This window comes from Micromonospora sp. NPDC047738 (assembly GCF_040642675.1).
Lineage (GTDB): Bacteria > Actinomycetota > Actinomycetes > Mycobacteriales > Micromonosporaceae > Micromonospora.
The window spans coordinates 26,205-47,698 of sequence record NZ_JBEYSO010000008.1 but is presented as its reverse complement, the minus strand read 5'-3'; the positions used below and the strand labels follow the sequence as shown (position 1 = coordinate 47,698).

Below are 21,494 nucleotides of genomic sequence, written 5' to 3'. Positions count from 1 at the left end.
CCAACCACCTGGAGTCCCCATGCGTGACGTGGTCGAGATCGGGCTGGGCAAGACCGCGCAGCGCGGCTACCACCTGGACGAAATCGCCATCGTGCCGAGCCGCCGCACCCGGGACGTCGACGACGTCTCCACGGCCTGGCAGCTCGACGCCTACCAGTTCGGCATCCCCTGCGTCGGGCACCCGTCCGACGCGACCATGAGCCCCTCCTCGGCAGTGCAGCTCGGCCAGCTCGGCGGCCTGGGCGTGCTCAACGTCGAGGGCCTGTGGACCCGGTACGAGAACCCGACCAAGGTGCTGGAGGAGCTGGCCGGCCTGGACGAGGAGGCGCGGGCGACCAAGCGGCTCCAGGAGGTGTACGCCGAGCCGATCCGTCCGGACCTGATCGCCGAGCGGGTCCGCGAGCTGCGGGCCGGGGGCGGCACGGTGGCCGTCCGGGTGTCCCCGCAGCACACCCTCGCGCTCGCCCCGGTGATCCTGGACGCCGGCGTGGACATCCTGGTCATCCAGGGCACGATCGTCTCCGCCGAGCACGTCTCCACCACCGACGAGCCGCTGAACCTCAAGGAGTTCATCGCCGACCTCGACCTGCCGGTCATCGTCGGCGGCTGCACCGACTACAAGACCGCGCTGCACCTGATGCGTACCGGCGCGGCCGGCGTGATCGTCGGCATCGGCGGCGACGACTGGTCGACCACGGAGTCGGTGCTCGGCATCCGGGTGCCGATGGCCACCGCCATCGCCGACGCCGCCGCGGCCCGCCGGGACTACCTGGACGAGACCGGCGGCCGGTACGTGCACCTGATCGCCGACGGCGACATCCAGACCTCCGGCGACATCGCCAAGGCGCTCGGCTGCGGCGCGGACGCGGTGATGCTGGGCGAGCCGCTCTCCCGCTGCGCGGAGGCCCCGGCCGGCGGTGCCTGGTGGCACTCGGCGGCCAGCCACCCGTCGCTGCCGCGCGGTGCGTTCGAGGTGGCCGGCGAGCCGCTGGGCGCGATGGAGAAGCTGCTCTTCGGCCCGGCCGACGAGCCGGACGGCCAGCTCAACCTCTTCGGCGGCCTGCGCCGGGCGATGGCCAAGTGCGGCTACCGCGACCTCAAGGAGTTCCAGAAGGTCGGCCTGGTCCTCGACCGCTGACTCGACCGGCGACGGCGCGGGTGTGGATTCGGTCTCACCCGCGCCGTCGCGCGTCTAGGCTCGGCGGATGACACGGGGGCGGCGCTGGTCGGCGGCGGTGCTGGCGGTCGCGCTGCTGGCGGGCGGGTGCACCGACGAGGACGCAAACGCGCGGTTCAGACCAGGGGCGGCCGACCTCGGCGACCCGTACGTGCCGGGGGCCGGCAACGGCGGCTACGACGTCGCCCACTACGCGCTGCAGGTCCGCTACGACCCGGCCAGCGACCGGCTCACCGGCCAGGCCACCGTCACCGCCACCGCGACCGCCGGGCTGTCCCGGTTCCAGTTCGACCTCGCCGGCCTCACCGTCGACCGGGTACGCGTCGACGGCGCCCCGGCCACCCACCGGCGGGACGGCAACGAGCTGGTGGTCACCCCGGCGCACGGGCTGCCGGCCGGGAAGCGGTTCACCGTCGAGGTGGCGTACGGCGGGGTGCCGCAGCCGCTGCCCAGCGGCGAGCTGGGCGACGGCGGCTTCCACGCCACCGGCGACGGGGCGATCGCGCTCGGCCAGCCGGAGTCGGCGAGCACCTGGTTTCCGGTCAACGACCACCCCTCCGACAAGGCCACCTACGACCTCGAGGTGACCGTCCCGGACGGGCTCGCCGCGCTGAGCAACGGGGTGCCCAAGGGACAGTCCAGCAAGGACGGCTGGACCACCTGGCGCTGGTCCGAGGGGTCGCCGATGGCCAGCTACCTGACCACCCTGGTGATCGGGAACTACCGGGTGTCGACCGGCACGCACGCCGGGAAGCCGCTGGTCACCGCGGTCGCCGCCGGGTTGCCGGCGGACGGGCCGGCTGCCCGGGCGCTGGCCCGGACCGGCGAGGTCGCCGACTTCCTGGCCGGGCGGTTCGGGCCGTACCCGTTCGACGCGTACGGCGGCATCGCGGTTGCCGACGAGCGCATCCGGTACGCGCTGGAGACCCAGACCCGGCCGGTCTACGGGCCGGGCTTCTTCCGGGGCGGCCGGCCGAACACCGAGGTGGTGGCGCACGAGCTGGCCCACCAGTGGTTCGGCGACAGTGTCTCGCTGTCGCGGTGGAGCGACATCTGGCTCAACGAGGGCTTCGCCACGTACGCCGAGTGGCTCTGGAACGAGCACGACGGCGTCCGCACCGTGGCGCAGGCCGTCGCCGACCGGTACGCGGTGACCGACTGGACGAAACCGACGGTGGACCCGGGCCGGGCGGCGATGTTCGGCGACGCGGTCTACCAGCGCGGCGCGCTGGCCGTGCACGCGCTGCGCCGCGCGGTCGGCGACGAGACCTTCTTCCGCATGCTGCGCGGCTGGTTGGCCGAGCGGCGGAACGGCACCGCCACCACCGCCGACTTCATCGGCTACGCGGAGCGCGTCGCCGGCCGGTCGCTGCGCCCGCTCTTCGACGCCTGGCTGGTCGGTGCCACCGCGCCGGCCCTGCCGTGACGCGGGCGTGATCATCGATCGGTAGGCTGCCGCGGGCGGAGCGGCCCGGGCAGGCGAAGACGGGCCGAGGAGGGATCGAGGGCGATGACGCGGGCACGGCGGAGCGGACGACGACGCCTCGGGCTGCTGGCCTGCGGCACGCTGCTGCTCGCCGGCTGTGGCTCGGCCGACCCGGCCGCGACGCCGACCGTCGGGCCGCCCAGCGCGACGGCCGCGCGGACCTCCGGGCCGGGTGCGGCCGGGGCTGGCGACGCCTACTTCCCGAGCTACGGCAACGGCGGCTACGACGTCACCCACTACACCGTGCGGGTGCGCTACGACCCGGCCAAGGACCAGCTCACCGGCACCACCGAGGTGCGGGCCACCGCGACGGCGAACCTATCCGCGTTCAACCTGGACCTGGCCGGGCTGACCGTGCGGTCGGTGACCGTGGACGGGGCGCAGGCCGCCCACGCCCGCACCGACGACGAGCTGGTGGTCACCCCGGCCACCGGCCTGACCTCCGGCAACGGCTTCGTCGTCCAGATCAGGTACGACGGCGAGCCGGCCGCCCTGCCCAACGACGCGCTCGGCGAGGGCGGCTGGCTGCACACCGCCGACGGGGCGATCGCGCTCGGCCAGCCGGAGTCGGCGAGCACCTGGTTCCCGGTCAACGACCACCCCTCCGACAAGGCCACCTACGACTTCGAGATCACCGTGCCGAAGGGGCTCACCGCGGTCAGCAACGGTGTCCCGAAGGGACGGACCACCCGGGGCGACTGGACCACCTGGCGCTGGTCGGAGGGGTCGCCGATGGCCAGCTATCTGGCCACGGTGGCGATCGGGAAGTTCCGGGTGACCACCGGGGAGCACCGGGGACGGCCGGTGTACAGCGCGGTCACCACGAAGGTGGCCGAGGGCGCGCCGGACCGGTCGATCGCCCGGACCACCGAGGTCGCCGACTACCTGGAGAGCGTCTTCGGGCCGTACCCGTTCGACGCGTACGGCGGGGTGGTGGTCGCCGACGACCGGATCCGGTACGCGCTGGAGACGCAGAGCCGCCCGGTCTACTCGGCCAGCTTCTTCCGGCAGGGCGACAACACCGGGGTGGTCGCGCACGAGCTGGCCCACCAGTGGTTCGGCAACAGCGTGGCGCTGCAGAAGTGGCAGGACATCTGGCTCAACGAGGGCCTGGCCACGTACGCCGAATGGCTCTGGGCCGAGCACACCGGCCAGTCCACCGTCCAGCGCACCTTCGACCAGAAGTACGCGGGTGCCTCGGGGCAGGTCTGGCGCACGCCGCCGGGCAAGCCGGGGGTGGCGAACCTGTTCAGCCAGTCGGTGTACGAGCGGGGCGGCATGACCGTGCACGCGCTGCGGGTGGCCGTCGGCGACGCCGCCTTCTTCTCCATCCTGCGGACCTGGGCGGAGGAGAAGAAGAACGGCAACGCCACCACGCAGGACTTCGTGGCCCTGGCCGAGCGGATCTCGCACAAGAAGCTCGGCAAGCTCTTCGACGCCTGGCTCTACGACACCGAGCGGCCGGCCGCACCGAAGCGGCTGTGAGGAAGGGCCGCGGTCAACGCCGGCACCGCGGGCCGTTCCGGCCGACCGTGGTCAGGTCTTGATGCGTAGCGCCGGGTGCGCGGTCAGGAACGCGTCCGCGGTGCCGCCGCGCAGCGCCGCCAGGAACTGCCGGCCCACGGGCTGGAGCTGCTCGCCGCGGTAGGACCCACCCTTGCCCACCGCGTCGCCAGGAAGTCCGACCAGGACGAAACCGTCGGCGGGCAGCCCGCCCAGGGCGTACGCGAACTCCACCAGCCGGCGCCCGCCGCCGGCGTACACCAGGGTGTCGCCGAGGGCGGCGGCCACCTGGTCGACCCGCGCCGGGTCCCGGGCCAGCCCCTGGTCGAGGATCTTCCGGGCCAGCGCCCGGATGAGCTGCTGCTGGTGGCGCTGCCGGGTGTAGTCGCCGCCGGCGGTGTAGCGCTGCCGGGCGTAGTCCAGCGCCTGCCAGCCGGTCAGGTGGCGGTCGCCCTTCTCGTAGACCATCTGCGGGCCGGTGTAGGTGCTGCCGGCCCGGTCCCGGTAGCGCCCGTCGGGCCGGCGGTGGATCGAGGCGACCCGCTGGTCCACATAGAGGTCCACGCCGCCGAGGATGTCGACCAGCTTGTCGAATCCGCCGAAGTTGATCACCGCGCCCGCGTCGATGCGCAGGCCGGTGTACCGGCTGACCGTGGTGCGCAGCAGTTCGTACCCCTGGGCGGTGCTGGGGTGGGCCTTGTCGCCGGGAACCCGGCTGCCGTAGCTCATCGCGTGGGTCAGCTTGGTCCGGCCGCCCGGGTAGCCGGACTTCGGGAAGGCCGGGATGTCCACCACCAGGTCGCGGGGGAGGGAGAAGAGGTACGCCCGGTCCAGCCCGGCCGGCACGTGCAGGACCAGCACGGCGTCGCCGTGCGGTTCCCAGCCGGGCACGGTGACCCGGGTGTCCACCCCGACCAGCAGCAGGTTGAGCGGGCCGGTGAGGTCGGCGCCCGGCGGCGGGGTGGGGCTGGCCGGGGTCGGGCTCGGGGTGCCGGCGGACGCCGTGGGCGTGGCCGCGCCGGCGGCGGGGCCGGGCGAGGCGCCGGGGGACGGGCGGGAGACCAGCCGGGCGGCCACCACCGCCCCGGCGGCGACCAGCAGTACGGCCGTCAGCGCGGCCAACCCCAGTGGCCAGCGTCGTCTCGGTGTCGCGCCCGGCATGGTGGACCCCTTCCCCGATGTCCACTCGACGCGTCAGGGGGCGCCGCTGGTTGCATGGCCCGGCTCCCGGCCCGTCGAGCGCTCTGCATGATCTCCGAAAACTGGCCCTGGCGCGATGGCTACTCGTCGGTAATGATGCGTTCATGCGGTACGACGTGGTGGTCGTCGGGTCCGGATTCGGGGGCAGCGTCACCGCGCTCCGCCTGGCCGAGAAGGGCTATCACGTCGGCGTCCTGGAGGCCGGCCGGCGGTTCGCGGACGAGGAGTTCCCGGAGACCTCCTGGCGGGTCCGGCGCTTCCTGTGGGCGCCGAAGCTCGGCTGCTACGGCCTCCAGCGGATCGACCTGCTGCGCTCGGCCGACCGGCAGGCCGGTGGCGGGGTCCTGGTGCTCTCCGGAGCCGGGGTGGGTGGCGGCTCCCTGGTCTACGCGAACACCCTCTACGAACCCCTCGACGCGTTCTACGCCGACCCGCAGTGGCGGGACATCACCGACTGGCGGGACGAGCTGGCCCGGCATTACGACCAGGCGAAGCGGATGCTCGGCGCCACCACGTACCCGGTCCGCACCGGCGCGGACAAGGCGATGCGGGCGGTGGCCGAGCGGATGGGGGTGGGGCGCTCCTTCCACGCCACCCCGGTGGGCGTGCACCTCGGCCGGCCCGGCGAGCGGGTGCCCGACCCGTACTTCGGTGGGGCCGGGCCGGACCGGACGGGCTGCCGCCACTGCGGCGAATGCATGACCGGCTGCCGGCACGGCGCGAAGAACACGCTGGTCAAGAACTACCTGTGGCTCGCCGAGCGGCTCGGCGTCCAGGTCCATCCGCTGACCACGGTGACCGCGGTCCGGCCGGCCACCGGCGGCGGGTACGACGTCCACGCCGTGCGCACCGGCGCCTGGGTGCGCCGGCGCCGCCAGGTGATCCACGCCGACCAGGTGGTCTTCGCGGCGGGCGCGCTGGGCACCCAGCGGCTCTTGCACGAGATGCGGGCCACTGGTGCGCTCCCCGGGCTCTCACCCCGCCTCGGCGAGCTGACCCGGACCAACTCGGAGGCGATCCTGGGCGCCTCGGTCGCCCCACGGCAGGCCCGGCAGCGCGGGCTCGACTTCACCGAGGGGGTGGCGATCACCAGTTCGTTCCACCCGGACCCACAGACCCACATCGAGCCGGTCCGCTACGGCCGGGGCTCGAACGCGATGGGCCTGCTCCAGTCGCTGCTGGTCGACGGCGGCCCGCACCGGGTCCGGCGCTGGCTGGGCAGCATCGTCCGGCAGCCCCGGCTGGCGGCCCGGCTGCTCTCGGTGCGCGGCTGGTCCGAGCGGACCGTGATCGCCCTGGTCATGCAGTCGGTCGACAACTCGCTCACCACCCGGGTCCGGCGCGGGTGGTTCGGTCGGCGGCTGGTCTCCGGCCCCGGGCACGGGGCACCCAACCCGACCTGGATCCCGGCCGGCAACCAGGCGGTGCGGCTGCTCGCCGAGGAGATCGACGGCACGCCCGGCGGGGCGATCACCGAGCCGTTCAACATTCCGATGACCGCGCACATCCTCGGCGGGGCGGTGATCGGGGCCACCCCGGAGCGTGGGGTGATCGACCCGTACCACCGGGTCTACGGCCACCCTGGGCTGCACGTGGTGGACGGCGCGGCGGTGTCGGCGAACCTGGGGGTCAACCCGTCGCTGACCATCACCGCCCAGGCCGAGCGGGCCATGTCGTGCTGGCCGAACAAGGGCGAGGCGGACCCCCGGCCGCCGCTCGGGTCGGCGTACCGGCGGCTCGACCCGGTCGCCCCGCACCGGCCCGCCGTCCCCGGGCACGCCCCCGCCGCGCTGCGCTGAGGGGGTCGCCCGGAGGGCTGTCATCGACCTCACGGCGGGACGCGGCCGGGCCGCGCCCGGTCCGGCGGTGACTGTCGGTAGGCTTGCTGCACATGAGCACGCCTCGCCCCGTCCTCGTGGTGGACTTCGGAGCCCAGTACGCCCAGCTCATCGCGCGCCGCGTACGCGAGGCGAAGGTCTACTCGGAGATCGTCCCGCACTCCATGCCGGTCGCCGACATGCTGGCGAAGAACCCGGCCGCGATCATCCTGTCCGGCGGCCCGGCCAGCGTCTACGCGCCGGGCGCCCCCCAGGTCGACGCCGACATGTTCCAGTCCGGGGTCCCGGTCTTCGGCATCTGTTACGGCTTCCAGGCGATGGCCCAGGCGCTGGGCGGCACCGTCGCGCGGACCGGCAACCGGGAGTACGGCGGCACCCCGCTGCACGCCCGCCCGGAGGCCGGTGTGCTGCTCCGCGATCTCCCGGACGACCTGCCGGTCTGGATGAGCCACGGTGACTGCGTCACCGAGGCGCCGACCGGTTTCACGGTCACCGCCGAGTCCGCCGGCGCGCCGGTCGCCGCGTTCGAGGACCTGGTCGGCCGGCGGGCCGGCGTGCAGTTCCACCCGGAGGTCGGGCACACCGCCCACGGCCAGGAGATGCTCACCCGCTTCCTCTACGACATCGCCGGGATCGAGCCGACCTGGACGCCCGAGAACATCATCGACGACCAGGTGGCCCGGATCCGGGAGCAGGTTGGCGACAAGGAGGTCCTCTGCGCCCTGAGCGGTGGCGTCGACTCCGCGGTCGCCGCGGCGCTGGTGCACAAGGCCATCGGCGATCAGCTCACCTGCGTCTTCGTCGACCACGGCCTGCTCCGGGCCGGTGAGGCCGAGCAGGTGGAGAAGGACTACGTCGCGGCCACCGGCATCAAGCTCAAGGTGGTCGACGCCCGGGAGCGGTTCCTGGGCGCACTGGCCGGGGTGACCGACCCCGAGCAGAAGCGCAAGATCATCGGCCGCGAGTTCATCCGGGTCTTCGAGGCCGCCGCCCGGGAGATCGCCGCGCACGGCGACGTCGAGTTCCTGGTGCAGGGCACGCTCTACCCGGACGTGGTGGAGTCTGGCGGTGGCACCGGCACCGCCAACATCAAGAGCCACCACAACGTGGGCGGCCTGCCGGAGGATCTGAGGTTCGCGCTGGTCGAGCCGCTGCGCACGCTGTTCAAGGACGAGGTCCGGGCGCTCGGCCTGGAGCTGGGGCTGCCCGAGGCGATGGTGTGGCGGCACCCGTTCCCCGGCCCGGGCCTGGCCATCCGGATCATCGGCGCGGTCGACGAGGAGCGGCTTGCCCTGCTCCGCAAGGCCGACCTGATCGCCCGGCAGGAGCTGTCCGCCGCCGGGCTGGACCGGGGCGTCTGGCAGTTCCCGGTGGTGCTGCTGGCCGACGTGCGCAGCGTCGGTGTGCAGGGTGACGGGCGCACGTACGGGCATCCCGTGGTGCTGCGCCCGGTCTCCAGCGAGGACGCGATGACCGCGGACTGGTCCCGGCTGCCCTACGAGGTGATCGCCCGGATCTCCACCCGGATCACCAACGAGGTCGCCGAGGTGAACCGGGTGGTCCTGGACGTGACCAGCAAGCCGCCGGGCACCATCGAGTGGGAGTGATTCGGGCTCAGGCCGCCGGCGGCTGAGGAGCGGTCCCGGGCGCCGGCTCCGGCGTGGGTCCGGCCGGCGGGGTCGGCCCGGCCTGCGGCGCGGGCGGGGCGGGCGCGGTCTGCGGCGTCGTCCCCGCGTGGGTGGGGGCGGCGGTCGCCTGCGGGACCGGCGGCCAGCCCGGCGCGGTGCCCGCCGGGTGCGGCCAGGCGGGGGCGCTCGCCGGCTCCTCCGGCATCAGGAACCACATGATCGGGTACGCCAGCGCGGCGAGCCCGCCGGTGAGCAGGGTGGCGACGGCGAAGACCACCCGGACCAGGGTGGGATCGACGGCGAAGTAGCGGCCGAGGCCGCTCGCGACGCCGGCGACCATCCGGTCGGTGGTGGGACGACGGAGCTGCTTGTACGGGGCGTGAGGGGTGCTCTGGTAGGTCATGCGTCCACGGTCCCGCGCGGTGTGCCGGACGACCTCGGTGACCGCCCGGACTCCTACCCTGACCGATCCCTGAGGCGCCAGCAAAGAGTCAGGAATCTGACTCTTTTCGATGGACGTAACGGTAGCGGGGGAGAATTTTGTCCCGTGACCACCTCGCTGGAGCCGCTCCGCAGGATCGCGGCATACGCAGTTTGTGCTGATTCAGACGACCGAGTGTTGCTGGTCCGCGCATCGGACCGCTCCGGCACCCCCGGCACCTGGTCCCTGCCCGGCGGGGCGGTCGATCATGGTGAGGACCCCAACCACACGGTCGTCCGGGAGACCGCGGCCGAGACCGGGCTCTCGGTCGCCGTCGCCGGCCTCCGGGACGTGATCGCCGACATGCGGGCGCTGCCCGAGCGGGGCATCACCATCCACACCGACCGGCTGCTCTACACCGTCTCGGTGCGCGGCGGGACGCTGACCGCACGGGAGGGCCGGCCGACCGACCTGGCCCGCTGGTTCACCCTCGACGAGGCCAGGGAGCTGCCGCTGCGGTCGTTCACCGCGCGGGCCCTGGGCCTGCCCTCCGCCACCGGGGACATCGTCCCGGAGGAGGTCCCCGAGTTCCCCTCGTTCTACGCGGTCCCCGGGCCGGACGGGCTGCACCGGGCGCAGCGCTTCGCCGCGTACGCCGTGGTGACCGACCCGGAGGAGCGGGTGCTGCTCACCCGGGTCTCCGACGGGTACCCGGGCGCCGGCTGCTGGCACCTGCCCGGCGGCGGCACCGACTACGGGGAGCAGCCGGGCGCCGCGCTGATCCGCGAGCTCGTCGAGGAGACCGGGCAGACCGGCCGGCTGGTCGAGCTCCTCGGCGTCGCCAGCCACCGGGACGCGGCCTCGCTCGGCCCGGAGGGCTACCCGATCGACTGGCACGGCGTACGCGCCTTCTACCGGGTGGTCGTCGACCAACCGGCCCCGCCCACCGTGGCCGACATCGGCGGCTCCACCTGCGAGGCCCGCTGGTTCCGCCGCGAGGAGTTGGGTGCCCTCCCCACCGACCGCCTCACCGAGGTCACCGCCGAGGCCGTCCAGGCCGCCCAACTCATCTGATCGTCCCCCCCCCGCCGGCCCGTCAGCCCCCGGTGATCATGAGGTTGACGGTGCGGTACGTCCATCGCCAGGCCGCTAACCTCATGATCGACGCAGGTGGCGGCGACGGGAGTGGTGCGGGGTGGAGGAACGGCGGCGGATCGGGGCGTACGGGGTGTTGCGGGACGCCGACGGGCGGGTGCTGCTCGTGCGGGGGTCCGCGGCCTGTCCGTACCCCGGGGTGTGGCAGCTGCCCGGGGGTGGGCTGGAGCACGCCGAGCACCCCGCCGACGCGGTGTTGCGGGAGTTCGCCGAGGAGACCGGCCTGGCCGTCGACGTGACCGGGGTGCGGGCCGCGGTCGCAGACGTCGCCACCTTCCGGGACGCCGGTGTCACCGTGCACACCGACCGGCTGGTCTTCGACGTCGAGGCGCGGAGCGGGACGCTTCGCCCGGAGCCCTCCGGGGGCAGCGACGAGCTGGGCTGGTACACGTCCGCGGGGGCGGCGGCCCTGCCGCTCATGCCGTTCACCGCCGAGCTGCTCGGGCTGCCGGTCACGCCGCTGCCGTCGGAGTTACCCCGGGCCCTGCCGCTCGGGCAGGCCGCCCCGGCACCCGCCGACCGCCGGCAGCGCTTCGCCGCGTACGGGCTGGTCACCGACCCGGCCGGGCGGGTGCTGCTCACGATGATCGCCGACGGGTATCCGGGGGCCGGGAAGTGGCACCTGCCCGGCGGTGGCACCGACCACGGCGAGCAGCCGGCGGCCGGGCTGCTCCGCGAGCTGGTGGAGGAGGCCGGCCAGCTCGGCCGGGTGGTCGACCTGCTGGCGGTGGACAGCCTGCACAACCCCGCCGCGCTCGGCCCGGAGGGACGGCCGATGGACTGGCACAGCGTCCGGGTGATCTACCGGGTACGCGTCGACGCCCCGACCGAGGCGGTCGTCACAGAACTGGCCGGCGGGTCCACCGCGCGCGCCGCCTGGTTCGGTCCGGACCGGGTGGGCGGCCTGCGGATGACGGACGTGGCGGCCCGGGCAACCGGACATCGGCGCAGGTGACACCCGCTCGTCGGCTCGGGGTGGGCGGCCTCCGGTACAGTCGGGGGTACTTGGCGAACGAAAACGGGCGATGACGCCCGAGATGGGAAGATCTGAGCGATCCGCGCGGTTAAGGGAGTTATAAGTACCGCCGGCAGCTATCGCCAAGCCCCACTTGCCTGTGCAATGGTGTACTCCGCAAACGGGCTGCCGGACCAGAATGGGTCCGGCACGAGACAGCCGGACACCCGCCCCCACGGCGGTTCAGCCGATCCGGTGATGGAGGAAACGTGCCGAGAGCCCCATGGCGCCGGCGTCGTACGAGTGACAGTCCGCGCCCCGCAGGGCGTCGCTGGGCGGGCCGGTTGCGCCGCAGCAGCACGTTCGCCCGCCAGGTGCTGCTGGTCCGGGTGGGCCGCCGGGACGGCGCCGCCGCAAGCGCGGCCGACCTGGTCACCCCCGACCACCGCTGGACCGACCGCCAGCGCCGCCGCTACGGCCGGTTCGACCCGGAGGTCGAGGCGGTGCGGCCGGTAAGCCCCGCACTCGCCCCCGCCGCGCCGGTCGACGACTCGCCGGGGATGTCGATCCCGCTCCTGCCGGGTGACCGCACCACCGCCCGCCGTGCCAAGTTCGCCCTGGTCAACGCCTGCACGCTGAGCAGCCTGATGCTCGGCATGCTGGCGATCTTCCTGGCCATGCGGGGCGAGGTCCGGGTGGCGGCGCTCTGCCTGATCGCCTGCGTCGCGTTCGACGGCCTGGACGGCGCGCTGGCCCGCAAGCTCGGCGTGGCCAGCCCGTTCGGCGCCCAGATGGACTCGCTGGCCGACATGTGCTCGTTCGGCCTCGCCGCCCCGGTGGTCGTCTACGCCTCGCTGGCCGGCTCGGTCCCGGCCGCGGCCGCCGCGGTCGCCTGCGCCCTGGTCGCGGGGTGCGCCGCGATCCGGCTCGCCCGGTTCAACGTCTCGCCGAAGGACGGCCGGTTCTTCTGCGGCGTACCGACCACCATGGCGGCGGCCGTGCTGGCCCTGACCGTGGCGATCGGGGTGCCGGTCTCCGGCCTGGTGATGGTCGGCGGGGTGGCCCTGCTCGCCTTCGCCATGGTCTCCAGCTTCCCGTACGCGAAGCTCGCCCGGCTGGTGAAGCTGCCGCCGTGGCTCTGGCTGGCCCCGGTGATCGGCGCGCTGGTCGACATCCGGCTCACCTTCGGCCTCGTGGTGGTGGGCTACCTGGTCAGCGGTCCGGTGCTCTGGCTGCACCAGCGCCGCGCCGCCTGACCCGTACCGACGCGAAAAGGGGCGCCGCGACGAGCGGCGCCCCTTTTCTTCGTATCCGGGATCAGCGCCAGCGGGCGATCACGGTGGCGCCGCCGACCACCTTGTCGCCCGGGCCGACCAGCGGCTCGGCCGCGTCCGCCGGCAGGTAGACGTCGGTCCGCGAGCCGAACCGGATCAGGCCGAAGCGCTCGCCCTTCGCCAGCAGCGCGCCGACCGGTGCCCGCTGCACGATCCGCCGGGCGATCAGGCCGGTACGCTGCGCCACCACCACGGTGCCGTGCTCGGTGTCCAGCACCGTGTACGCGGCCACGTTGTGCTCGGCGTCCGGCTTCATCGCGTTGACGAACCCGCCGTCCGCGACGAAGTAGTCGATCACCTTGCCGGCCACCGGCGACCGGTTGACGTGCACGTCCAGCACGGACAGGAAGACCGCGACGCGCAGCCACTCGCCGTCACCGAATCGCTCGTCGTGCAGCCGCTGCACCGAGAGCACCTGGCCGTCCGCCGCGGCGACCACGGCCGACGGGTCCTCCGGAACGTCCCGCTCCGGGTCCCGGAAGAACGCGGCCACCGGGGCGGCGGCCAGCGCCGGCAGCAGCCAGAGCTTCGACTTCGGCCGGGCCACCCGGGCCAGCGCGGCCAGGCCGAGGCTGATACCGGCCGCCGCCACGCCGTTGGAGTCGATGTGCATGGTCCGGGTCAGCGGCACGCTCGACGGCCGGTACGCCGGCGACAGCTTGGCGGCCAGCGCGGCGGTCGCCGGGGTGAAGCGGAGGTGGTGCACGCGTACCGGCGGGGAGTTGCGCAGCACCAGGTCGACGCGGACCCCGTGCAGCACACCCTGCCGGTCGAGCTCGGCCCCGGCGCCCTCGGTACGGAAGACCGGCGCGGCCACGCTCAGCACCCCGCCCTCGGTCAGGTACTTCGACAGCCCGTCGACGGCCACCCGGGTCTCGTCGGCGCTGCCGGTGAACGGTTCGGCGGCGATGACCACCTCGGCGGCGTCCGCCTCGGCGAGGGTGTCGGCCACCCGTACCCGGTCGGCGACCCAGCGGCCCTGGGCCGTCACGTGCTCGCGGAGCGCGGCGGCGGAGAAGTCATCCGCCGGCACCACGGTGAGCCGGTCGCCGGGGAGCAGCGCCTCGATCGCCGCCGCCAGCACCGCGGACTCCGGGGTCGCGCCGACCAGCAGGCCGGCCTTCGGGTCGTTGCGCCGGGCGAGTTCGCTGACGAGGGTACGGGCGGCACGCTCGCCGATGCCGACCGCACCGAACGGACCGGGGGTGCGCACGGCGGGGGACTGGGTCATGTCGGACGGGCTCCTGACGAGGTAGCGACGGACGGCGGCGGGACCACCACGGTGACCTGGCCGGTCGGGACGGGCCCCGACGACCGGAGGCACCGGCCGCGGCCGGGACGGTCACGCGGTGGGCCGGCCGGCGGAGGCGAGATCTCCACCAGCCAGCATAGGCGGCAGCGTCGCCGCCCTGCACCGTCGTGGTCAGCTCGGCGGCCGCTCCGACCGGTCGGCCGTAGCCCCGTCGGCGCCCGGACCGGCCGAGGCACCGCGCCCGCCTGGCTGCTCCGGACCGTCCACCGCGGGCAGTTCGCGGGTCACCGGCGCGCTCTCGCCGGGACCTCCCCCGGCCGCCGGCTCGACGGCGGGCAGCTCGCGGGTGGCGAGGTCGCCGGGGTCGCCCGGGGGGGTGGTGGGCGACCAGTGCGGCTCGCCGCCGCCGGGCCGGTCCTCCCGCGCCTGGACCGGCCAGTCGGCCACCGCGTCGGTGGCCCACTCGTCGGCCTCGGGGGCGGTGGGCGCTCCGCCGGTCGGGGCGGTCTCCAGATAGGACGAGGCGGCCGTCGCTTCGGGTCGCTGGTGGACCGGTCCGCTGTCGGCGTGCCGCCCGGAGCGCAGCGCGCCGACCAGGCCGAGCAGCCCGATCAGGATGAGCCCGCCTGCCAGGAACCAGCCCACCGGGGGCAGGGTCAGCCCGAGGATCCGGGCGAGCAGCCACCAGACGGAAAGGCCGAGGAAGACCAGCCCGAAGGCGAACGACACGACGTCGGTGCGGTGGGCCTTCACCGGGTCACCTCCAGGTCTCCGGCGTTCACGTGGACGAGCAGGCGCAGGGTGCCCCCGCCGCGGCCGTCCGGCCCGAGGTCGGTGGTCTCCCACTGGCGGCCGTTGACCCCGCCGGTCTGCCGACCGAAGACGGTGGCGTTACCGGCGTTCACGTCGGCCACCGTGGTGACGTCCACGTTCGGCGGTACGACCACCGTCGCCTTGCCGAAGTTGACCTCCACGGTGACCTGGGTGTCCTTCTTGTCGAAGTCCACCGCCCGCAGGTCGAGCACCGCGTCGCCGAAGTTGTTCTCGTAGCGGTCCGCCAGGTCGCGGTAGCTGGGCGGGGCCCAGGTGACGTTGCCGTCGATGCCGCGGATCCGGTCGTAGGAGTCGGCGACGGTGGCGATGCCGAGCGCCGCCGCGGTCACCAGGCCGAGCGCGATCAGCCAGCGGGCCCGCCCGAACCAGGTGCCCACCAGCAGCCCGATCCCGATGGTGGCCAGCGCCGCGGCGAAGTAGCCGGCCGCACCGACGGTGAAGACGTCGAGCAGGTCGAGCACGGTCACCACGCCCAGCGCCAGGAAGATCAGTGAGAAGGTGACCGCGCCGAGCGCGGAGCGCTCCTTCGGCCGCTTCGGTGGCCGCGCCGGCTGTGCGGGGGCCGGCGGCGCCGGCGGGTACGCCTGGGCGTACGGGCCGTGCGGCGCGAACGGCGGCCGGTAGCCGCCCGGCGGCAGCGGCGCGCCCACCGGCGCCGGCACGGAGACCGGCTGCCCGAGCGGGGCACCCGTCGTCGGCGCGCCCGGCCAGGCCGGCTGCGCGGCGGTGCGCTCGGGGTCGGACCAGGCCGGGGCCTCCGGGGCGGACCCGGCGTCGGGAGCCGGCGGGGTGCCGCCGACCGGCTCGTCACCGGTCCGGGTGGGTGCGGCCGCCGGCCAGGCCGGCGACGCCGTGGTGGCCGCCCAGCCACCCGGGTTCGCCGGGGCGCTCGCCGGCCAGCCGGGCGCGCCGGTCGTCGGCGCCGCGGCCGGGCCGGCGGTGGCGGAGCCGGACCAGGCCGGGGCGGGCGTACCGGCCGGCGGGGTGGCGCCGGGCGCGGGCCAGGCCGGCGGGCCCGGTGGCGTGCCGGGCGCGGCGGTGGCCGGCTGCCGGCCCAGCGGGTTGCGCTGGTCCCGGTTGAGCAGCAGCGCACCGCCGATGAGGATCACCGCGCCGAGGAGGATCGCCCGGAACGCGTTGGTGACGACGTAGCCGAAGCCGACCGCGACCGCGATGCTGAGCACGATCACGGTGATCGGGGACATGCTCGACCGGCCCCGGCCGAGCATCGACTCGACCGGCGAGGCGGTGTCTCCCTCGCCGGGGATGATCAGCCACGCGGTGACGTAGACCAGGATGCCGATGCCGCCGAAGAAGCCCAGCACGGCGAGCAGCACCCGCCACAGCACCGGGTCGGTGTTGGTGGCCCGGCCGATGGCGGCGCAGACGCCGGCCAGGTAGCGGCCGTCCCGCGGGCGGACCAGCCCGTACCGGGAGGTGAAGCCGGCGGTGCCGGGCGGTGGGGCGTACCCCGGGGGTGGCGCGTCAGCGAACGGCGCGGAACCCGCGCCCGGCGGCGGGCCGGCGGATCCGGCCGGCGGCGGTGTCGGGGCATCGGCAGGGGTGGCCGCCGGCCCCGGCGGCGGGGGTGGCGGTGGCCCGTCCGATGGTGCCGCCCCGGGCCGGGGCGGACGGGCAGGGTCGTCGGTCATGCCTTCGATCCTGCTGCCCTGGTCGCCCGAGCGTCCTCCGGACCCGACCCTGACCCCACCCTGAGATCCTCGGCCCCCGAATGTCGGGGGCGTCCCCGTGGTCGGGGGCCGGCCAGCCGTGTGACGATCGGACCGGCACCGCCTCCGTCCCCGACCTGGGAGCCTCCGATCAGCACCACCACGACCCCGCCCCCACCGCGGCTCTACCGGGCCACCGAGCACCGGTTGGCCGCGGGGGTGGCCGCCGGCATCGCCGAGCACCTCGGCGTCTCCGTGCTCCGCGTCCGGATCGCCTTCATGGTGCTGCTCGGGCTGAACGGCCTCGGACTGCTCCTCTACGCCGCCTTCTGGGCGGTGGTGCCACCGCGCCCCGGCGACACCGCCGTCCCGCCCCGCCGCGACCTCGCCCAGCTCCTGCCGTTCGTGGCGATCGGGCTCGGCGTGCTGATGGTCCAGATGATGGCCTTCCACTCCGTCGGCGCGGCCGGCACCGCCGGCTGGCTGGTCGCGATCATCGCGGTGGGCGCCGGCGTGATCTGGCACCAGTCCGCCCCGGAGCGCCGCCGGCAGGGGGGCGGGTCGATGCCCGTGCCCTGGCTGGGCGCGGTGGTGGAGGAGAGCGACCGGCGGGCGTTCGTGCTCCGCTTCGTCGGCGGCGGGGTGCTCGTCGCGGTCGGCATCATCGGCGTGGCGGCGGTCTACTCGCCGGTGCAGAACTTCGACGCCGTGCTCAACGGCGTGATCTTCGCGCTGGTCGGGCTGGCCGGCGTGGGCGTGGTGGCCGGCCCGGTGCTCTGGCGTACCTGGAACCAGCTCCGCTCCGAGCGGGAGGGGCGCATCCGGGAGCAGGAACGGGCCGAGCTGGCCGCGATGGTGCACGACCAGGTGCTGCACACCCTGGCCCTCATCCAGCGCAACGCCAGCGACGTCAAGACCGTGCAGCGGCTGGCCCGGGGCCAGGAGCGGTCGTTGCGGAACTGGCTCTACAAGCCGACCGCCTCGCCGACCGAGCGCTTCGCCGCCGCCCTGGAGCAGGCCGCCGCCGAGGTGGAGGACACCTTCGCCATCACGGTCGAGGTCGTGGTGGTGGGCGACCGGGAGACCGACGAGCGGGTGGGCGCGCTGGTCGCCGCCACCCGGGAGGCGCTGGTCAACGCGGCCCGGCACGCCGAGGTACGCACGGTGTCGCTCTACGCCGAGGTGGAGCCGGACCAGGTCAGCGCCTTCGTCCGGGACCGGGGCAAGGGCTTCGACCCGGATACGGTGGAGGATCACCGGCACGGCGTCCGGGGTTCGATCATCGGGCGGATGAAGCGGCACGGGGGCCGGGCGGAGATCCGCTCCGCGCCCGGGGAAGGCACCGAGGTCCGGCTGATCCTGCCGATCAGCGGCTCGCACGGCACGACGGAAAGGGACAGGTGACCATGGCCGAGCACGAACCGGTCGAGGAGGCGCAGCCCCGCGACGGGCGGCTGCGGGTGTTCCTCGTCGACGACCACGCCATGTTCCGGGCTGGCGTACGCGCCGAGCTCGGCGCGCGCGTCGAGGTGGTGGGTGAGGCCAGCACGGTGGCCGAGGCGGTCAGCCGGATCGCCGCCACCCAGCCCGACGTGGTGCTGCTCGACGTGCACATGCCCGACGGTGGCGGCCGGGCGGTGCTGGACGCGATGCGGCGTACCCACCCGCAGGTGCGGTTCCTGGCGTTGAGTGTGTCCGATGCGGCGGAGGACGTGATCGGGCTGATCCGGGCGGGCGCCCGGGGCTACGTCACCAAGACCATTTCGCCGGAGGAGCTGACCGACGCGATCCGCCGGGTGGCCGACGGCGACGCCGTGTTCAGCCCGCGGCTGGCCGGGTTCGTGCTGGACGCGTTCGCGGCCCGGCCGGACGCGCCGGTCGCCGACCCGGAGCTGGACCAGCTCACCAACCGCGAACGTGAGGTGCTCCGGCTGCTGGCCCGGGGGTACGCGTACAAGGAGATCGCCCGGGAGCTGTACATCTCGATAAAGACGGTCGAGACGCACGTCTCCAACGTGCTGCGCAAGCTGCAGATGTCCAACCGGTACGAGCTGTCCCGCTGGGCGGCCGACCGCCGCCTGGTCTGAATCGCCCCGACCGGCCGGCCCCGGTGCCCTCGTGGCGCCGGGGCCGCGGGCTGTCCGGGCTGCCGGTGACCGGTTCAGATCACTCGGTGCGCAGCACGGTGAACGCCTCGGCCAGCCGGCCGGCGGGCAGTCCGGCGTCGCCGGCGATCCTGCCGAGCAGGTCGTGCACCCAGGCCACCACGTCCAGGTGCGCGGTCTGCGAGTGGTGCGCCCGCATCGCGGCGATCTTCCGGTCCACCCGGTCGGTGACGTCGACGGCGTGGTCCGGTGCCGGCCCGCCCGCGTACCAGATCTCCCGGACCACCCACGGCTCCAGGCCCGCGTCGATCAGCTCGGGAAAGGCGAAGCGGTTGCGGGCGTCGGGGTAGACGGCGCAGGTGGTGGCCTCGCCGACGGCCAGGTGGTCGGGGTGGCTCGGGCCGGTGAGGTGCTCCCAGCGGCGCAGCGGGGAGCTGGTCAGCACCCGGTCCGGGCGGAACCGGCGGATCCCGGCGGCGATGTCGCGGCGTAGCTCCGGGCTGGGGGAGAGGATGCCGTCGGGGTGGCCGTCGAGGAAGTCGACCCGGTGTACGCCGACGGCAGCGGCCGCCGCCCGCTGCTCCGCCTCACGTCGGGCGGGCAGTTCCGCGCGCGGGGTGTCGTCGAAGCCGCCGGAGTCCCCCCGGGTGACGATGAGGTACGCCACTTCGATACCCTCATCCACCCAGCCGGCGATGGTGGCCGCACAGCCGAAGTCGACATCATCCGGATGGGCAAAAACTGCCAGCGCCCGGCGTACGTCGGGAAGTACCGAAGCGGAGGCAGGAAGGCTCACAGTCGTCGAGACTACGCGTCGCCCTTCGACCGTTGTGGCCGGATTTTGCCTGTTCAGACCGGTACGGCACGTCGATTTCATGATCTTTTCTCAAGTATCGGCAACGTGGCGGCCAACTAACGTCTTGATAACGGCACCTTCACGGAAGCGGCCGGTGGGTGTCACAGTTGCAGCACCTCACCCCCGGGTGTGAGGCAACTCGTCGGGCCCGCCGACCACGTGACGCCGCCGCTGCGCGGCGGCATGTGGCCGTCGGCCCTGCGCGGTGTCCTCGGGGGGTGCGGTGCCCGGCGGATCGGTACCCCTGGGGTGTCCCGATTTCCTCTGCGGTAAGCCGGCGGCCTGTGGTTCGGGTCGGCGGTTGGTGTCACCCCCCAAGACGTGCGTGAAACCCACGACGGAACCAGGTTAGAAAGAGGAGGCCCCTCGGAATGAGAGTCTCGAAGCGGGCGAGCGGCGCGCTCGCGGTGGGCGCGGCTTTCGCGCTCGTCGCGTCCGGCTGCTCGAGCGGGAACGACAACGGTGGCGACGCCAGCGCCAGCAAGGACGGCGCCATCGTCATCGACGGCACCCAGCCGGAGAACCCCCTGGTTCCGGCGAACACCACCGAGACCGGCGGCGGCGCGATCATCGACTGGATGTGGACCGGTCTGGTCGAGTACCCCAACAACGGTGGGGCGCCGCAGAACGCGGTCGCCGAGTCGATCGAGACGAGCGACTCCAAGGTCTTCAAGATCAAGATCAAGCAGAACACCAAGTTCCACGACGGCACCACCGTCAAGGCCGAGAGCTTCGTCAAGGCCTGGAACTGGGCGGCGTACGCCCCGAACGGCGCGCAGAACGCCAGCTTCTTCGCCGACATCCAGGGCTACTCGGACCTGAACCCGGAGGACCCGGACGGCGACGGCCCGAAGAAGGCCCCGACCCCGACGGTCAAGGAGATGTCCGGCCTCAAGGTCGTCGACGACTGGAACTTCGAGGTCACGCTCTCCGCGCCGACCGCGGTGTTCCCGACCAAGCTGGGCTACAGCGCCTTCATGCCGCTGCCGGACGCCTTCTTCAACCAGAAGGCGGAGGAGTTCGGCAAGAAGCCGATCGGTAACGGCCCGGTCAAGTTCGTCTCGTGGCAGGACGACGTCGACATCAAGCTCACCCGCTTCGACGACTACAGCCTGAGCGACAAGATGAAGATCAAGGACGTCACCGTCAAGATCTACCAGGACGACACGGCGGCGTACGCCGACCTGGTCTCGGGTAACCTGGACTTCCAGCAGCAGGTCCCGGTCTCGTCGCTGGCCGGTGACAAGTGGAAGACCGACCTGGGCGACCGGGCCATCGCTTCCACCACCCCGTCGACGGGCATCATCGCCTTCCCGATCTACGACGCGCGGTTCAAGAACCCGAAGCTGCGCAAGGCGATCTCGCTGTCGATCAACCGGCAGGAGATCACCGACAAGATCTTCTTCGGTAACCGCAAGCCGGCCGACAGCTGGGCCAACCCGCTGACCCCGGGCGCCGAGCCGGGCAACTGCACCGCCTGCAAGTTCGACCCGACGCAGGCCAAGCAGCTCCTCACCGAGGCCGGTGGCTTCACCGGGCAGCTGAAGATGTACTACAACGCCGACGCCAGCCACAAGGAGTGGATGGAGGCCGTCGCCCAGCAGGTCAAGACCAACCTGGGTATCGACGCCGTCGCCGTCGGTGTGCCGACCTTCGCGGTCTTCCGGGCGAACATCAACGCCCACAAGATGGACGGCGCCTACCGGGCCGGTTGGCAGCAGGACTACCCGGACGTGGAGAACTGGATCAACCCGCTCTACGTGAAGGGTGGCTCCTCGAACGACGGTCTGTACAGCAACGACCAGGTGAACGCCCTCGCCAAGGAGGCCTCCGCGGCCCCCAGCCTCGAGGAGTCGCACAAGAAGTTCGCTGAGGCCGTCAAGCTCATCGACGAGGACGTCCCGTCCATGCCGATCTACTTCGGTGGCCAGCAGTCCGGCCACTCGGAGAAGATCAAGAAGATGGAGCTGACCAACGTCGGCGAGCTCGACATCACCTCGGTCGAGCTCTGATCCGAACGGTCTGACCCCGGGTCGGGCTCGCCTACCGGTGAGCCCGACCCGGGGCCGTTCCGCGAGGG

General features: G+C 73.6%; 16 protein-coding genes and 1 pseudogene. 11 read left to right on the top strand and 6 right to left on the bottom strand.

Going from position 1 to position 21,494, the window contains the following annotated elements:
* Positions 1–19 precede the first annotated feature (19 nt).
* The 3 genes from ABZ783_RS15170 to ABZ783_RS15160 all read left to right on the top strand — a co-directional run bounded on the left by ABZ783_RS15170 (position 20) and on the right by ABZ783_RS15160 (position 4,148).
* Positions 20–1,138, top strand: coding sequence for a GuaB3 family IMP dehydrogenase-related protein (locus tag ABZ783_RS15170; protein ID WP_357438025.1), 1,119 nt, complete (start codon positions 20–22; stop codon positions 1,136–1,138).
* A gap of 67 nt (positions 1,139–1,205) precedes the next feature.
* On the top strand, positions 1,206–2,603 hold the full coding sequence (locus tag ABZ783_RS15165; RefSeq protein ID WP_357438022.1) for a M1 family metallopeptidase: 1,398 nt from the start codon (positions 1,206–1,208) through the stop codon (positions 2,601–2,603).
* Between the two features lie 84 nt (positions 2,604–2,687).
* Positions 2,688–4,148 carry a M1 family metallopeptidase gene (locus ABZ783_RS15160; RefSeq protein ID WP_357438019.1) on the top strand — a complete coding sequence of 487 codons (1,461 nt, stop codon included), beginning with the start codon at positions 2,688–2,690 and terminating at the stop codon, positions 4,146–4,148.
* 51 nt (positions 4,149–4,199) lie between these two features.
* On the opposite strand, the gene ABZ783_RS15155 is transcribed toward ABZ783_RS15160, so the two are convergent.
* Positions 4,200–5,327: an LCP family protein gene (locus ABZ783_RS15155; protein WP_357438016.1), complete on the bottom strand. Its 1,128-nt coding sequence runs from the start codon at positions 5,325–5,327 to the stop codon at positions 4,200–4,202.
* Between the two features lie 143 nt (positions 5,328–5,470).
* Here ABZ783_RS15155 and ABZ783_RS15150 point away from each other — a divergent pair, with 143 nt between their 5' ends.
* The gene (locus ABZ783_RS15150; RefSeq protein ID WP_357438014.1) at positions 5,471–7,165 is read left to right on the top strand and encodes a GMC family oxidoreductase; all 1,695 of its coding nucleotides are present in this window, start codon (positions 5,471–5,473) and stop codon (positions 7,163–7,165) included.
* 92 nt (positions 7,166–7,257) lie between these two features.
* The gene (gene guaA / locus ABZ783_RS15145; protein ID WP_357438011.1) at positions 7,258–8,811 is read left to right on the top strand and encodes a glutamine-hydrolyzing GMP synthase; all 1,554 of its coding nucleotides are present in this window, start codon (positions 7,258–7,260) and stop codon (positions 8,809–8,811) included.
* Positions 8,812–8,818: 7 nt separating this feature from the next.
* On the opposite strand, the gene ABZ783_RS15140 is transcribed toward guaA, so the two are convergent.
* Positions 8,819–9,235, bottom strand: coding sequence for a PspC domain-containing protein (locus ABZ783_RS15140; RefSeq protein ID WP_357438009.1), 417 nt, complete (start codon positions 9,233–9,235; stop codon positions 8,819–8,821).
* Positions 9,236–9,379: 144 nt separating this feature from the next.
* Here ABZ783_RS15140 and ABZ783_RS15135 point away from each other — a divergent pair, with 144 nt between their 5' ends.
* The 3 genes from ABZ783_RS15135 (at position 9,380) to ABZ783_RS15125 (ending at position 12,619) form a co-directional block, all read left to right on the top strand.
* Complete coding sequence (locus tag ABZ783_RS15135) at positions 9,380–10,327, top strand: NUDIX domain-containing protein (RefSeq protein WP_357438006.1); 948 nt, start codon at positions 9,380–9,382, stop codon at positions 10,325–10,327.
* A gap of 121 nt (positions 10,328–10,448) precedes the next feature.
* The gene (locus ABZ783_RS15130; RefSeq protein ID WP_357438003.1) at positions 10,449–11,363 is read left to right on the top strand and encodes an NUDIX hydrolase; all 915 of its coding nucleotides are present in this window, start codon (positions 10,449–10,451) and stop codon (positions 11,361–11,363) included.
* 344 nt (positions 11,364–11,707) lie between these two features.
* Positions 11,708–12,619 carry a CDP-alcohol phosphatidyltransferase family protein gene (locus ABZ783_RS15125; protein ID WP_357438000.1) on the top strand — a complete coding sequence of 304 codons (912 nt, stop codon included), beginning with the start codon at positions 11,708–11,710 and terminating at the stop codon, positions 12,617–12,619.
* A gap of 61 nt (positions 12,620–12,680) precedes the next feature.
* Here the strand turns inward: ABZ783_RS15125 and ABZ783_RS15120 are convergent, their stop codons facing one another.
* From ABZ783_RS15120 to ABZ783_RS15110, 3 genes and pseudogenes are all read right to left on the bottom strand, one after another.
* Positions 12,681–13,928 (bottom strand): phosphatidylserine decarboxylase, encoded by a 1,248-nt coding sequence (locus tag ABZ783_RS15120; protein WP_357437997.1) that lies wholly within the window; start codon positions 13,926–13,928, stop codon positions 12,681–12,683.
* 591 nt (positions 13,929–14,519) lie between these two features.
* Positions 14,520–14,702: pseudogene (locus ABZ783_RS15115) on the bottom strand (hypothetical protein); the annotation flags it as partial.
* Positions 14,699–16,435 carry a PspC domain-containing protein gene (locus ABZ783_RS15110; protein ID WP_357437995.1) on the bottom strand — a complete coding sequence of 579 codons (1,737 nt, stop codon included), beginning with the start codon at positions 16,433–16,435 and terminating at the stop codon, positions 14,699–14,701. The pseudogene ABZ783_RS15115 and the gene ABZ783_RS15110, both read right to left, overlap by 4 nt.
* A gap of 168 nt (positions 16,436–16,603) precedes the next feature.
* Between ABZ783_RS15110 and ABZ783_RS15105 the strand changes: the two genes are divergently transcribed.
* Both ABZ783_RS15105 and ABZ783_RS15100 read left to right on the top strand, forming a co-directional pair.
* Positions 16,604–17,857, top strand: coding sequence for a PspC domain-containing protein (locus tag ABZ783_RS15105; protein ID WP_357438518.1), 1,254 nt, complete (start codon positions 16,604–16,606; stop codon positions 17,855–17,857).
* 2 nt (positions 17,858–17,859) lie between these two features.
* On the top strand, positions 17,860–18,540 hold the full coding sequence (locus ABZ783_RS15100) for a response regulator transcription factor (RefSeq protein WP_073834844.1): 681 nt from the start codon (positions 17,860–17,862) through the stop codon (positions 18,538–18,540).
* Between the two features lie 79 nt (positions 18,541–18,619).
* Here ABZ783_RS15100 and ABZ783_RS15095 read toward each other — a convergent pair whose 3' ends face one another.
* Positions 18,620–19,354: a PIG-L deacetylase family protein gene (locus tag ABZ783_RS15095; RefSeq protein ID WP_357437991.1), complete on the bottom strand. Its 735-nt coding sequence runs from the start codon at positions 19,352–19,354 to the stop codon at positions 18,620–18,622.
* 431 nt (positions 19,355–19,785) lie between these two features.
* Between ABZ783_RS15095 and ABZ783_RS15090 the strand changes: the two genes are divergently transcribed.
* Entirely contained in the window at positions 19,786–21,426 is a 1,641-nt protein-coding gene (locus ABZ783_RS15090; protein ID WP_357437988.1) for an ABC transporter substrate-binding protein, read from the top strand.
* Positions 21,427–21,494 lie beyond the last annotated feature (68 nt).